Annotated in this window: 14 protein-coding genes; 9 read left to right on the forward strand and 5 right to left on the reverse strand. The window is 70.6% G+C overall.

Annotated elements, in window-relative coordinates; translation table 11 throughout:
- The first annotated feature begins 45 nt into the window (after positions 1–45).
- From NBT82_RS09195 to hisG, 3 genes are all read left to right on the forward strand, one after another.
- Entirely contained in the window at positions 46–687 is a 642-nt protein-coding gene (locus NBT82_RS09195; RefSeq protein WP_251331225.1) for a hypothetical protein, read from the forward strand.
- The gene (locus NBT82_RS09200; protein WP_251331226.1) at positions 684–2,000 is read left to right on the forward strand and encodes a hypothetical protein; all 1,317 of its coding nucleotides are present in this window, start codon (positions 684–686) and stop codon (positions 1,998–2,000) included. The genes NBT82_RS09195 and NBT82_RS09200 overlap by 4 nt, the downstream gene beginning before the upstream one ends.
- 143 nt (positions 2,001–2,143) lie before the next feature.
- A complete protein-coding gene (hisG, locus tag NBT82_RS09205) occupies positions 2,144–2,989 on the forward strand; it encodes an ATP phosphoribosyltransferase (RefSeq protein WP_251331227.1) in 846 nt (281 codons plus the stop codon).
- Position 2,990: 1 nt separating this feature from the next.
- Here the strand turns inward: hisG and NBT82_RS09210 are convergent, their stop codons facing one another.
- Positions 2,991–4,037: a CPBP family intramembrane glutamic endopeptidase gene (locus NBT82_RS09210; protein ID WP_251331228.1), complete on the reverse strand. Its 1,047-nt coding sequence runs from the start codon at positions 4,035–4,037 to the stop codon at positions 2,991–2,993.
- Positions 4,038–4,166: 129 nt separating this feature from the next.
- Here NBT82_RS09210 and NBT82_RS09215 point away from each other — a divergent pair, with 129 nt between their 5' ends.
- Entirely contained in the window at positions 4,167–4,427 is a 261-nt protein-coding gene (locus NBT82_RS09215) for a hypothetical protein (protein ID WP_251331229.1), read from the forward strand.
- Here NBT82_RS09215 and NBT82_RS09220 read toward each other — a convergent pair.
- Together NBT82_RS09220 and NBT82_RS09225 are read right to left on the reverse strand one after the other, a co-directional pair.
- A complete protein-coding gene (locus NBT82_RS09220) occupies positions 4,397–4,771 on the reverse strand; it encodes a DUF7473 family protein (protein WP_251331230.1) in 375 nt (124 codons plus the stop codon). The two genes, NBT82_RS09215 and NBT82_RS09220, sit on opposite strands and share 31 nt — an antisense overlap.
- Positions 4,772–4,783: 12 nt before the next feature.
- Positions 4,784–5,344: a TATA-box-binding protein gene (locus NBT82_RS09225; protein WP_251331231.1), complete on the reverse strand. Its 561-nt coding sequence runs from the start codon at positions 5,342–5,344 to the stop codon at positions 4,784–4,786.
- Between the two features lie 96 nt (positions 5,345–5,440).
- On the opposite strand from NBT82_RS09225, the gene NBT82_RS09230 reads away from it, so the two are divergent.
- The gene (locus NBT82_RS09230) at positions 5,441–6,433 is read left to right on the forward strand and encodes a methyltransferase domain-containing protein (protein WP_251331232.1); all 993 of its coding nucleotides are present in this window, start codon (positions 5,441–5,443) and stop codon (positions 6,431–6,433) included.
- A gap of 11 nt (positions 6,434–6,444) precedes the next feature.
- Here NBT82_RS09230 and NBT82_RS09235 read toward each other — a convergent pair whose 3' ends face one another.
- Both NBT82_RS09235 and NBT82_RS09240 read right to left on the reverse strand, forming a co-directional pair.
- Entirely contained in the window at positions 6,445–7,086 is a 642-nt protein-coding gene (locus NBT82_RS09235; RefSeq protein WP_251331233.1) for a protein sorting system archaetidylserine decarboxylase, read from the reverse strand.
- A complete protein-coding gene (locus NBT82_RS09240) occupies positions 7,083–8,099 on the reverse strand; it encodes an AAA family ATPase (protein ID WP_251331234.1) in 1,017 nt (338 codons plus the stop codon). The genes NBT82_RS09235 and NBT82_RS09240 overlap by 4 nt, the downstream gene beginning before the upstream one ends.
- Positions 8,100–8,238: 139 nt before the next feature.
- Between NBT82_RS09240 and rnz the strand changes: the two genes are divergently transcribed.
- From rnz to NBT82_RS09260, 4 genes are all read left to right on the forward strand, one after another.
- The gene (gene rnz / locus NBT82_RS09245) at positions 8,239–9,162 is read left to right on the forward strand and encodes a ribonuclease Z (RefSeq protein WP_251331271.1); all 924 of its coding nucleotides are present in this window, start codon (positions 8,239–8,241) and stop codon (positions 9,160–9,162) included.
- 174 nt (positions 9,163–9,336) lie between these two features.
- The gene (locus tag NBT82_RS09250; RefSeq protein ID WP_251331235.1) at positions 9,337–11,304 is read left to right on the forward strand and encodes a DUF460 domain-containing protein; all 1,968 of its coding nucleotides are present in this window, start codon (positions 9,337–9,339) and stop codon (positions 11,302–11,304) included.
- A 120-nt stretch (positions 11,305–11,424) separates the two neighbouring features.
- Positions 11,425–11,823, forward strand: coding sequence for a DUF302 domain-containing protein (locus NBT82_RS09255; protein WP_251331236.1), 399 nt, complete (start codon positions 11,425–11,427; stop codon positions 11,821–11,823).
- Between the two features lie 59 nt (positions 11,824–11,882).
- The gene (locus tag NBT82_RS09260) at positions 11,883–12,473 is read left to right on the forward strand and encodes a DUF2391 family protein (RefSeq protein WP_251331237.1); all 591 of its coding nucleotides are present in this window, start codon (positions 11,883–11,885) and stop codon (positions 12,471–12,473) included.
- The last annotated feature ends 15 nt before the right edge of the window (positions 12,474–12,488 follow it).

A 12,488-nucleotide genomic window follows, 5' to 3' on the forward strand; every position in this document is an offset into this window, starting at 1 on the left:
GGTTCGGCGGAAAGACATATGACCCTCGATCCGGGAGTGGCGACGATGCCCTCCATCACGCGCAGACGCGCCCTCCACGGCGCCGTCGCGGTCGTCGCCGGCTTCGCCGGCTGTTCCGGCGAGTCGTCGTCGAGTTCGAGTTCCCCGCCCGACACCAGCGGCAACGTCGAGTTGAACCCCGAGTCGTACAGTATCCGGAACCCCGCCCCCCGCCCCACCCTCTGGACCGGCGATCGGCCGACGACCGCCGACGGCGAGGAGCGAACACAGTACCGCCACCACCTGTTCGTCACGAGCGCCGACGAGGCGGCGACCGTCTCCTTCGCCGACGTCGACGGCGTCGAGGGCGCCCGCGAGTTCCTCGACGCCACCGACTACGGCGCCGCCACCGTCTACGCCGAACAGTGGCGCATCGAGGAGTGTTTCGCGCCGGACCTCTGTTCGATCCGGTGGTCTACGGACGACGTCGATACGAGCTACACCCGCCGCTACCGCGACGCCGACGTGGCCTGCGAGGCCGACGCCGAGGACGTGATCGCGACGCTGATCCGCATTCCCGAGGCGTTCGACCCGAGCGACGTCAACGGCTACGGGTCGAGCTACGGCTCCGGCACCTGCGAGCGGGAGAACGAACGGATCCGACGGCGTCGGAACGCCTCCGACGGGACCGGCGGTGCCGACCCATGACCCGCGGGTGGACCCGCCGCGGGACGCTGGCGCTTCTCGGCGCACTCGCCGGCTGTAGCGGTGGGAACCCCCTCTCCGCCGGGTCGGACGAAGTGCAACTCGACGCCGCCACGCTTCGGGGGATGGTCGACGACGCCTCGCCCGCCCCGGCGCTCTCCCGGCGTCTCCCCGTCCGGATCGCCGACGATCACCTCGCGGCGAGCGAGGCCCGGGCGCGGACCCTGTTGGACGCCGTGCCCGCCACCCTCGGTCCCGCGGAGATCCCCAACGGAGCGATCCGGGAGCGGGTGCGCCACGCCCGCGACCGCGCCGCCGAGGGCCTCGCGACGGCCACCGAGGCACCGACGCCCTTCGCGCGGCTGGCGGCGTTCGCCGACGCCCGGGCAGAGGCGCGCTTCGCCGCCGGCGCGTGGCGCGCCATCGACGCGGGACTGACCCGCGAGGCCCTCGCCGACGCGGCCGAGGCGGTCCGCGCGGACCGGCGGGCGCTCCGGGAGCGGTGGCGGTACGTCGGCGCCGACCCCGTGGACGCGACGCTCGTCCACGCCGCCATCGAGACCCGCGTCGCTGCCGGGCGGAGCGACATCGCCATCGGCGAACCGCACCGATACCGCCCCGGCAACCCGCTCGGCGTCGGCGAGATCGCCGAGGAGATCGAGCGCGCACGCGCCGCCGTCGAGGACGCGGCACATCTCTACGACCGACTGACGGCGTCGATCGACGACCCGGTCGACCTGCGGCGGCGGATGGGGAACGCCCGTCGGCGACTCCACGACGCCTTCGAGGACGAACAGGCCGCCCTGTCGTCCGTCGATCGGGAGGAGCCCTGGCGCGTCGAGGGGGTCGACGTCGAGGACACGCCAGCCGCCGAGGCGCTGGAGGAACTCTTCCGGCCGGTCGATCCGGCGGACGACGACGACGGCTGGGCCGACACGACGCCCGCCGAAGCGCTGACCTGGGCACACGCCTCCTTCGTCAGTCTGGACGCCTTCGGGTCGCTCCGCGAGCGGGTGCGCGAGGGCGAGACGTTCGCCGTCGAGTCGGTCGAGGACGTGGCGGCGATGCGGACGGCCGCCGTCGAGGCGCTGCGCGCCGCCGAGGCGTCGCCCGTCCACCCGGCCCTGACGCGACACTCGACGGCCGACCTGGCCGACCAGTTGGCGTGGACCGACGAGGAACTGCGGGACGTCTCGGACGGCGTCCGTGCGTCGTGGCTCCGCAACGACGCCGCGACGTATCTCACGGTGGCGGCGCGGGCGCGGGCGACGCCGCCGTCGACCGAACGGGTCGTCGAGGCGCTGCGATCGGGGTGAGGCGGGCGCTCCCGGTCACGTTCCGCACCGCGCTCCGCGGGTCGTTCCTCCCCGCTCCGCCACGAGGCCTCGCTCCCTCCGGTCGCTCGGCCTCGCGTTCGCCCCCGAAAGGCAATTGCCCCGTCGGCGAGAGGTGCCACGTAATGCGCATCGCCGTCCCCAACAAGGGCCGCCTGCACGACCCGTCGATCGAGCTGCTCGAACGCGCCGGCCTGCACCTCGAAGGCGGCGCGGACCGGAAACTCTACGCGGACACGGTCGACCCCGACGTGACCGTCCTCTTCGCCCGCGCCGCCGACATCCCCGGATACGTCGCGGACGGCGCCGCGGCCGTCGGCATCACCGGCCTCGATCAGGCACGGGAGTCGGGATACGATCTGGTCGACCTCCTCGATCTGGAGTTCGGCCGGTGTCGGCTCGTCGTCGCGGCGCCCGAGGACGGCGACATCGCGACCGTCGCCGACCTCGACGGGGGGACCGTCGCCACCGAGTTCCCGCGCATCACCCGCGATTTCTTCGCCGACCGCGGCGTCGACGCCGACGTGGTCGAGGTCACCGGCGCGACGGAACTCACCCCCCACGTCGACGTGGCCGACGCCATCGTCGACATCACCTCGACCGGGACGACCCTCAGGATGAACCGCCTCGCCGAGGTCGAGGAGGTGCTGTCGAGTTCGGTGCGCCTGTTCGCTCATCCCGACGTCGCCGACGACCGGAAGGTCCAGCAACTCGTGACCGCCTTCGAGTCGGTCCTCGCGGCCGAGGATCGCCGCTACCTCATGTTGAACGTCCCCGAGGACCGTCTGGACGACGTGCGCGACGTGTTGCCGGGCATGGGGGGCCCCACGGTCATGGACGTCGCGGGCAGCGACGACGTCGCCGTCCACGCCGTCGTCGCGGAACGCGCCGTCTTCGGCGTCATCAACGACCTCAAGGCGATGGGCGCGAGCGACATCCTCGTCACCGAGATCGAGCGACTGGTCGAGTGAGCTAGTCCCGCTCGACCGGGGCCGGCTCCCAGCGATCGGGGTCGGGATCGGCGTCCCCCTCGTCCTCGTCGTCCGCTCGCGTCGACCGCAGGTCGGGCGTCGTCACCGACGCGGCGATCGCGAGGGTCCCCGTCCGCCACCGCGCCCAGAGGGCGATGGCGGCCGTGCCGAGCGCCATCGCGCCGACCCCGAGCAGTCCCGCCTCCGGTCCGAATTCGCCGCCCGTGAGGAGTCGCGGCCCGGTCGTCTCGACGACGATGACGCTCGCGCCGACCCCCAGTCCGGAGACGGGGAAGCCGTAGACGCCGCCCTGAAACAGGTTCCAGGTGATATGCAGGCCGATCGGCACGGCGAGTTCGCCCGTCAGGACGTAGCCCGCGGCCAGCATCACACCAGCGAGCACGATGGCGACGGTGCTCGTCGTCGTGGCGTTCGGGTTGTTGGCGTGGGCGAGCCCGAAGACGAGCGACGACAGAGCGGTGGCAGCCACCACCGCACCCCGACGGCCGACCCACCCGACCAGCCCCTCCGCGGCGTTCGTGAGGAGGTACCCCCGTGCGAGCAGTTCCTCGTAGACGCCGACGACGAGGAAGACACCGACGAGGGCGAGCAAGCGGACGACGACCCCGTCCCGTGGCCGGAACGTCCCCGTGATCTCCACCCACCCGGCGGCGAGGTAGCCGAGAAAGAGCAGCGTCATCAGGCCGGCACCGAGGGCGAGTCCGAAGCCGCAGTCGAGCCACCACGCCCGATTCAGTCGGAAGCCGAAGTCGCGAAGCCGACGCCGGTCGACGTACCGTCCGGCGATGAGGACCGACAGCGAGACCGTCCCGCCCGCGAGGGCCACGCCGAGGACGGCGCCGACCGCCGTCGCGGCTGCTTCGCCGAACGCCGCCTCGAGCGGCGCCCGGACCCCTCCAACGATGCCGCTCGCGCCGAGGCTCGTCCCGACCGCGGGGAGGGCGGTAACCACCACCAGCAGGACGACCCGGAGGGGCGCCCGGGGTCGACGCTCGGTCTCGTTCCACAGGAGCGTCCGTGGGCCCATCGGATACACCTCCAGTGCGAGCCGGTATATCGGTTGTCGTCGATCGTTTCTCCTATCCTAATATTTAGGACGGAAAACATAATGAATATATACGTAAATTATGTGTTGGATGAGACCGAAGCACACACTATGAGCTCCCCCACCGCCACAGACCTGCTTCCGGCGCTCGATTCGCCGCTCGACGCGGTCGACTCGCTCCTCTCGGCCGGGGCCGTCCTCGGTCTGACCGCCTACGGGACGAGTCTCCTCCTCGGCGACGTCGAGGCGGCGACGGTGAGCGTCGGCCTCGGCGTCGCCTGCGTACTCGGGGCGCTCACGTTCCGGAGCGCCAGGGCGCTCGTAGGGGCGTGGCGTGACGATCACCCGGGCGCCGACCGGACGAGCACGTAGAGGCTGAAGATGACGCTCCCGAGGATGACGCTGACGACGGCGTGTATCGCGGTGACGGCGCCGGTCAGCCGGCGGTCGAGGTCGTAGACGTACCGGACGAGCGCGGCATCGAGGGCGAGCGCGAGAAGCACTGCGGGGATGGAGGGCAGTTCGAGCGCCGCCGCGACGACGGCGACGGCGGCGGGCACTGGACCGACGAGGAAGGCGTTCCTGACCGGGACGTCGCCGAGGACGTTTCGGGCGGCCAGATGCGCGGTCAGCGACAGGAACAGCGCGAACACCGCGACGGTGCCGGCGACGGCGACGGCCGGAGCCGAGCCGACACCCGTCTGCAGGGGGACCATCGGTCTGTCGAGCTATTCCAGTAGCCCGAGTTCTTCGAGTCTGGAGACGATGACGTCGACGGCTTCCTCGGCGTCTTCGGGCTGTTTGCCGCCCGTGATGACGAGTTTGCCGGAGCCAAAGAGAAGCGCGACCACGTCGGGGTCGTCGAGGCGGTAGACCAGTCCGGGGAACTGCTCGGGTTCGTACTCGATGTTCTCGAGGCCGAGACCGATGGCGATGGCGTTCAGGTTGAGGTTGCGGCCCAGGTCCGCGCTCGTGACGATGTTCTGGACGACGATGTCGGGGTCTTCGTCGACCTCGATGCGCAGGTCACGGAGTTTGTCGAAGACGATGTGTAGGCTCTCGTGGACGTCCGCGGTCGACTTCGCACCGGTACAGACGATCTTGCCCGACCGAAAGATCAGCGCCGCGGACTTCGGATTCTGTGTCCGGTAGACCAGACCGGGAAACTGTTCGGGGTCGTAGTCGGCCCCTTCGAGGTCCATCGCGACGCTCTGGAGGTCGAGTTCCTGTCCGATGCCGGTCGAGGCCACCACGTTCTCGATGTTTATCGTCTCCTTGGGATCGGTCATGTATCGACTTAAGTGTCGTATTTAAGGTTCAAAAAGGTTGGTGCGAGCAGTTGATAGGTCAGGTCGACGAACGATCGGCCGGGCTCCGGTATCCTCATGGCGCCGGCCCGCCGACAAGAGAGCGTGTACGGTCTCGAACTCGCGGGCGAGGACGACGCCTTCGCGGCCCGGGAAGCCGCGTGTGCGGCGACGGGCGTCGACGTCGTCGCGTCCGGCCTCGCGACGGCACGCGGCGTCGACGTTTCTCGCCTTCGGACGCTCGCCTACACCCATCGCGCCAGCCACCTGATCGGTCGTTCCGCGGCGAGTGTCGACGACGCCCGGGCACTGGTCGAGGCGTCGACGATGGACCGTTCGGGCAGCGTCGCCGTCCGCGCCCGCGACGTCCGCGGCACGGCGGGGGTCGACACCCGCCGCGCCGAACGGGAACTGGGCGCGGCGCTCGTCGACCGCGGCTTTTCCGTCGATCTCGACGACCCCGACCACGAACTCCGGGCGTGTTTCGCCGACGGCTCCTGCCTGATCGGGTGGCTCGTCGCCGAGAGCGTCCGCGACTACGGTGACCGCCTCCCCACCGACCGCCCCTTCTTCCAGCCTGGGAGCATGGCCCCGCTCGACGCCCGAGCCCTGGTCAACCTCACGGGTGTCGCCCCCGGCGACACACTGCTCGATCCGATGTGTGGCACCGGCGGCACCCTGATCGAGGCGGGCCTCATCGGCGCTCGGCCGGTCGGCGCCGACGCCCAACGGAAGATGGTCCGGGGGGCCCGCGAGAACTGCCGGGCGTACCTCGACGACGGCGCGGCCGTCCTGCGCGGCGATGCGACCCGTCTCCCCCTCGGCGACGACGTCGTCGACGGCGTCGTCTTCGACGCGCCCTACGGGCGGCAGTCGAAGATCGAACGCCACTCGCTCGCGGACCTCGTGGCGGGTGCGCTCGCCGAGGCCCGCCGCGTGGCTCCCCGGGCGGTCGTCGTCGGCGACCGCTCGTGGCGGACGGCGGCGTCCGAGACGGGGTGGCGCGTCGAGGCGACGTTCGAGCGGCGGGTCCACCGCTCGCTCACGCGACACGTCCACCTGCTCCGGTGAGGGTGTCGCGGTCAGGCCGCCCCGGGATCGGCGTCTGCCCCGTCCCCGGCGACCCCACCGCTTTCCGCCCGAAGCGCGACCGCTGTCTCGCCGGCCCGAACGGTGTCGCCCTCGGCGACGAGCAGGTCGTCCCGGTCGTAGGCCGCCGGGAGGAGGACGTCGGCCCTACTACCGAAGGCGATGTGGCCGATCCGATCGCCGCGGGCCACCGAGTCGCCCGTCGAGACGTAGGGGTAGATGCGGCGGGCGAACCAGCCAGCGATCATCGAGCACTCGTAGGTGTCGAAGGCCACGTCCACGCGTTCGTTGCGGTCCGAATCCTTGCTGAAGGCGGGGCGGTGGGCACCCGGCCGGTGTGTCGTCGACTGGACGTCGCCCGCCCGGGGCGCCCGGAGGACGTGCACGTCGGTGACGTTCATGAACACGCCGATCCGGAGGCGATCGCCCTCCTCGCGGACGACGGAGACGCGGCCGTCGGCGGGGGAGACGACGCCCCGTGGCGGCGGCGATCGCTCTGGATCGCGGAAGAAGTGGACGACGAAACCGCCGAGTGCGAGCGCGAGCGCACCGAGCGGCGGCGAGACGACGGCCAGCGGAATCGCGGCGACGAGCGGCGGCAGGGCGTACTGCCGGGCGCCGGGCGCCAGGTTCACGCGTGCCCCTCGGTTCGGGCCCCCCACGTCGCCAGCAGGTGCGCGAGGTGGAGGCGGTCGTCCGTTCCGGTCACCAGATCCAGGTCCACCTCGCCGGCGAGGCGGTGGAGGCGTGCGAGTTCGTCGCCGTCGTATCGCTTGCGTGCGGTCGACAGCAGGTCCACGAGCAGGGATTGGCCGTCGTACCCTTCGTCGTCCAGCAGCGTTCCGACGGTCTTGCGGGCGTCGGTCAGGTCGCCCGCCTCCGCCGCCGCTAGGATCGACGCCAGTTCGTCGTCGTACCCCACGTCGCTCAGCGTCTCGTGGACCGTCGTCATCGTCACCTCGTCGGCCCGCTCGGCGGTCGTCTGTGCGCCGAGGATCGCCCGCCGGAGGTCGCCCCCGGCGTAGCCGGCCACGAACTCCAGGCCGTCGTCGTCGTACGGGACCTCTTCGGCGTCCAGGATCTCTCCGACGACGGATTCGATCTCGTCGGCCGTCGGTGCCCGAACGGGGACCGGGAAACATCGCGAGCGGACGGGCGCGATGAGCGTCGAGGGCTGGCGCGTGACGATCACGAACTGAGTGGTGCGGTGGTACTGCTCCATCACCCGACGGAGCGCCTGTTGGAAGTCCTCGCGGATCGCCTCGGCGTTGTCGAGGACGATCGTCTTGTAGTCGCCCGACATCGGGGCGTAGCTCGCCGACTCCTTCAGCACGCGGTTGATCATGTCGCGTTTCGCCATGCGGGAGCGACCGGTGAGGAAGCTCTCGAAGCGTGGGTCCGTCCGGATCTCCTTTTTGGTGCGATCGAAGAAGTCCGCGACGTTGAGCTCCACGAGGTCGTTCACCGGATCCTCGTGGGCCGCGTCCGCGAGGGCGCGCACGGCGGCGGTCTTGCCCGATCCCGGTGGCCCCTGCACGACGAGGTTCATCGGTTCGTCGACCGCCCGCCGGAGGCGGTCGCGGACCGACGACTGGGGCAAGTCGTCGAGGCTCGGCGCGTGGGTGTCCGTCCAGAGCGGGGCGTCCATCGCCGCTCCCTAGTCGACCGACGGGTAAGAATCCCTCTGTCTCGGGGTCGCGCTCGTCTTCGCACTCCTCCGGGTTCGCCGCTCGCGGCCGCGCATCGACACGGGTTTATCGCCGCCGCCCGCAGTCGACGGTATGTCGATGCGCGTGACGTTTCTCGGCACCAGCGGGGCCGTCCCGACGACCCAGCGGGCGCCGAGCGCCGTCCTGGTGAACCGCGAGGGCGAGCGGTTCCTGTTCGACTGCGGCGAGGGGACACAGCGCCAGATGATGCGCTTCGGGACCGGCTTCGACGTCTCCCACATCTTCGTCACGCATCTCCACGGGGACCACATCCTCGGAATTCCGGGGCTGGTCCAGTCGCTCGATTTCAACGACCGCACGGCCCCGCTGGCGATCCACGTCCCGGCCGGCTCCCGGGATGAGATCGAGACGCTGGTCCACGCTGGCGGTCACCGCCCCGGCTACCCCGTTCGGATCCACGAGGTCTCGCCGGGATCGGTCGCCTACGACGCCGCGGACTTCGCCGTCCGTACCGTCGAGACCGACCACCGCACCCGGTCGATGGGCTACGCCTTGGTCGAGGACGACCGCCCCGGCCGCTTCGACCGGGAACGCGCGGAGGAACTCGGCGTGCCGGTCGGCCCGAAGTTCGGCCGTCTCCACGAGGGCGAGTCCGTCGAACTCGACGACGGGCGCATCGTCCGGTCGGAGCAGGTCGTCGGTCCCCCCCGCCCCGGCCGGACGCTGGTGTACACCGGCGACACCCGACCGGTCGACGCCGTGGTCGACGTCGCTCGGGACGCCGACCTGCTGATCCACGACGCGACGTTCGCCGACGACGAGGCCGAACGCGCCCGCCGCACCGGTCACTCCACCGCCCGGGAAGCCGCGGAGGTGGCCGCCCGGGCCGGCGTCGCTCGCCTCGCGCTGACACACATCTCCTCGCGGTACGCCGCCCGGTGGGAGGAGCTCGAACGGGAGGCGCGGGCGGTCTTCGACGGCGAGTGCTTCGTCGCGAGCGACGGGCAGACCGTCGATGTCCCCTTCCCGGACGCCGAGTGAGGCGCTGCCGCCCGGCACGCCGCGTTCGAGGGATCGGTCCCTGCGGTCCCTGCGCTCTCGCGCTCGTCGTTCTCGCGGGCCTGCGGCCCGCTCGATCCGAGGCCTCGCTCCCGTCGGTCGCTCGGCCTCGCTCTCGCCGTGGAGTATTTATTCGGGGGCTCCTTAGCCCGTTCCGTGAACGCCCGGACGAGTGCGCTCGACGCGCTGGTGTTCGGCGTCGACGTACAGAGCGGCGACGTCCGCGGGGACGCTCCCTCCTACGCAACGGTCGCCTACGACGGCGAGAACCTCGACCGGGACGTGGTGTCCTTCCGCAAACTCCGGCGGCTGATCGAGCGCGAGGAGCCGGCCATCGTCGCCACGGACAACGTCTACGAACTCGCGACCGACCGCGACGACCTCGTGCGCTTTCTCCGGTGGCTCCCCGACGGGACGCGACTGGTGCAGGTGACCGGGGCGGAGCGGCCGGAACCGCTCTCTCGGGTCGCCTCGCGCCACGGCGTCCCGTACGGCAAGAAACCGATGCAGGAGGCCGAGGCCGCGGCCCGACTGGCCGCCGCCAACGTGGGCCACGAGGTGACGGCTTTCACCGACACGACGACGGTGAAGGTGTCGCGCGGTCGCTCGACGGGCAAGGGCGGGTGGAGTCAGGACCGCTACACCCGGCGTATCCACGGGAACGTCAAAAAGCGCGCCCGGGAGGTGGCCGAGGCGCTGGATTCGGCAAACCTGTCGTACGAGCGCGAGGTGACCGAGAAGTACGGCGGCTTCGCCAACGCCACCTTCACGGTGGAGGCGGCGCCCGACGACATCCCGATGGGACAGTCCCGCTCGGGCGACACCCGCGTCGAGATCGAGCGTGAGCGCCGCGACGGGATCGAGTTCGAACCGCTGGTGAAACGGCGGGACCGCGTGCTGGTCGGCATCGATCCCGGCACCACGACGGCGGCGGCCGTCGTCTCCCTCGACGGTGAGGTGCTCGACGTCTACTCCACCCGGACTGCCGACACGGCCGGCGTCATCGAGTGGTTGGTCGAACGTGGCCGCCCCGTCGTCGTCGCCGCCGACGTGGAGCCGATGCCCGAGACGGTCGAGAAGTTCCGCCGTAGCTTCGACGCCGCGGGCTGGGAGCCGGACTCGGATCTGCCGGTCGACGAGAAGCTCCACCGTACCCGCGAGCACGCCTACGACAACGACCACGAGCGCGACGCGATGGCGGCCGCCCTCTTTGCCTTCGACGCCTACGCGGACCAGTTCGAGCGCATCACCCGGAAGGTGCCACCGCGGTTCGACCGCGGCGAAGTCATCGAGCGGGTCGTCACCGGCGAGGCGTCGGTCGAGGCGGTCCTCCGTGACCTCGCGGACGACGACGAGTCCGACGAGGAGGAATCGAGCCACGAACCCCGCGAACTCTCCGCCGAGGAGCGCCGCATCAAGCGCCTCGAACGGCAGGTCGATCGGCTGGAGGGGACCGTCGACGACCTCCGCACCCGCCTCGACGAGAAGGAGGAACGCATCGCCGAGTACGAGGCGGAACTCTCCGAGGCCCGCCGCGAGGAGCGCCGCGAGGCCCGCGAGCGCCGCGAGGTGAACCGGCTGGAACGCGAGACCGAGCGGCTGGAGCGCGAGCGCGACCAACAACGCGAGCGCGCCGACGAACTCGAATCGAAGCTCGAACGGCTGAAGACGCTCTGGAAGCTCGATCACTCCGACTTCGCCGACGTCTCCGAGGGGAAGGACCTCGTCCCCGTGAAGGTGATCGAGCAGTTCACCCGCGACGCCGTCGACGCCGCGGACGAAGCGTACGGCCTCGCGGCGGGCGACGTGGTCTACCTCCGCGACGCCAGCGGCGCCGGACGATCGACCGCCGAGCGCCTGGTGACGACCGAGCCGCGAATCGTCCTCCGGGACGGCAACCTCTCCGACGTCGCCGACGAGGTCCTCTTCGAGGCCGACGTCCCCGTCACCCCCGCCGACGACGTGACCATTCAGGAGATCGACGAACTCGCGGTCGCCCGCGAGAGCGAAGTCGAGGCGGCCATCGAGGACTGGGAGCGTCGTGCAGACCAGCGATCCAAGGAGCGAAAGTCGGAGATGGTCGACCAGATCATCAGCGAACACCGCGCCGAGAGCGGGGACTGACCGGCCCGTTCGGCCGTCCGAACCGCCGTCTCCGTGCCGCCCGCACCGCCGAAGCCCAGCCCTCGTGTGAGCGACGATCGTGTCGCAACTCCTATACCCGTGCCGATAGTATTGCACGGTGTGTCCTATACACTGAACAAGCAGGTGGACGGGGAGTTCGACGCCGTCGTCGCCACGACGGTCGACGCACTCGAAGCGGAGGGATTCGGTGTCCTCTGTGATATCGACGTGCAGGGGACGTTCGCGGCGAAGCTCGACGAGGATTTCCGACGGTACCGTATCCTCGGCGCCTGCAACCCGCGATTGGCACGGGAGGCGTTGGGCGCGGAGCCCGAGTTGGGGGCGCTGCTCCCCTGTAACGTCGTTGTCGACGAGACGGACGAGAGGACCGTCACCGTGCGTGCCGTCGATCCGGAACGGCTGCTTGCGGTGGCCGAGAATCCGGCGCTCGACGACGTCGCCGCCGACGTTCGAGAGCGATTCGAGCGTGTGCTGACAACCGTTGCCGAGACGGGCTGACCGATCGCCAGCCCTCCCGACCCCCCACGGCTTTCATCCTCCGTCGAGACGTAGGTGACATGAGCGGGAACACCTCCGGGACGGGGCCCGAAGACGACGATCCGACGGACATGGGTGACCTCTTCGACGAACTCGAGGAACTGGAGGACCTCGTGGACACGCCGGCGGCCCGCGAACAGGTCCGGGAGACGATGCGCGTGGCCATGTCGGCGAGCGCGAGTGCCGCAGCGAGCCCCTTCGGCCGCGTGATTCGAGGGTACGATCGTGCCGACCTCGCGGAGGCGTTCCTCGGGAGCTTCCTGTTTGGCGTCCCGATGGCCGTCGAGGGCGGAACCCAGGAGGTCGGTGAGTTTCTCGTCTCCCGCCCGTTCCACCTCGGCGGGACGATCCTGTTCGGCATCGGCCTCGCCGTCGGTATCATCTACGTCGCCGACTTTCAGGACGTCCGCGTCCACAAGCCGATATTCGGGCTGATCCCGCGACGCCTCGTCGGCGTGACCGGCGTCTCCCTCGTGATGGCGGTCGTCCTGCTGACAGGGTGGGGGCGGGTCGACTGGGCGGACCCGACGCTCGCCTTTGCCAACGTCGTCGTGGCGTTCGTCCCGATGAGCGTCGGCGCGGCGCTCGGTGACATCTTGCCCGGCTCGTAAGGGGAAGTCATATTT

Origin of the sequence: Haloplanus sp. HW8-1, from assembly GCF_023703795.1 — an archaeon.
Taxonomy (GTDB): domain Archaea; phylum Halobacteriota; class Halobacteria; order Halobacteriales; family Haloferacaceae; genus Haloplanus; species Haloplanus pelagicus.

What these genes read in the sequence shown, in the direction of transcription:
- NBT82_RS09195 (WP_251331225.1), top strand. Translation starts at nt 46, where the DNA reads ATGCCCTCCATCACGCGCAGACGCGCCCTCCACGGCGCCGTCGCGGTC.
- NBT82_RS09200 (WP_251331226.1), top strand. Translation starts at nt 684, where the DNA reads ATGACCCGCGGGTGGACCCGCCGCGGGACGCTGGCGCTTCTCGGCGCA.
- hisG (WP_251331227.1), top strand. Translation starts at nt 2,144, where the DNA reads ATGCGCATCGCCGTCCCCAACAAGGGCCGCCTGCACGACCCGTCGATC.
- NBT82_RS09210 (WP_251331228.1), bottom strand. Translation starts at nt 4,037, where the DNA reads ATGGGCCCACGGACGCTCCTGTGGAACGAGACCGAGCGTCGACCCCGG.
- NBT82_RS09215 (WP_251331229.1), top strand. Translation starts at nt 4,167, where the DNA reads ATGAGCTCCCCCACCGCCACAGACCTGCTTCCGGCGCTCGATTCGCCG.
- NBT82_RS09220 (WP_251331230.1), bottom strand. Translation starts at nt 4,771, where the DNA reads ATGGTCCCCCTGCAGACGGGTGTCGGCTCGGCTCCGGCCGTCGCCGTC.
- NBT82_RS09225 (WP_251331231.1), bottom strand. Translation starts at nt 5,344, where the DNA reads ATGACCGATCCCAAGGAGACGATAAACATCGAGAACGTGGTGGCCTCG.
- NBT82_RS09230 (WP_251331232.1), top strand. Translation starts at nt 5,441, where the DNA reads ATGGCGCCGGCCCGCCGACAAGAGAGCGTGTACGGTCTCGAACTCGCG.
- NBT82_RS09240 (WP_251331234.1), bottom strand. Translation starts at nt 8,099, where the DNA reads ATGGACGCCCCGCTCTGGACGGACACCCACGCGCCGAGCCTCGACGAC.
- rnz (WP_251331271.1), top strand. Translation starts at nt 8,239, where the DNA reads ATGCGCGTGACGTTTCTCGGCACCAGCGGGGCCGTCCCGACGACCCAG.
- NBT82_RS09260 (WP_251331237.1), top strand. Translation starts at nt 11,883, where the DNA reads ATGAGCGGGAACACCTCCGGGACGGGGCCCGAAGACGACGATCCGACG.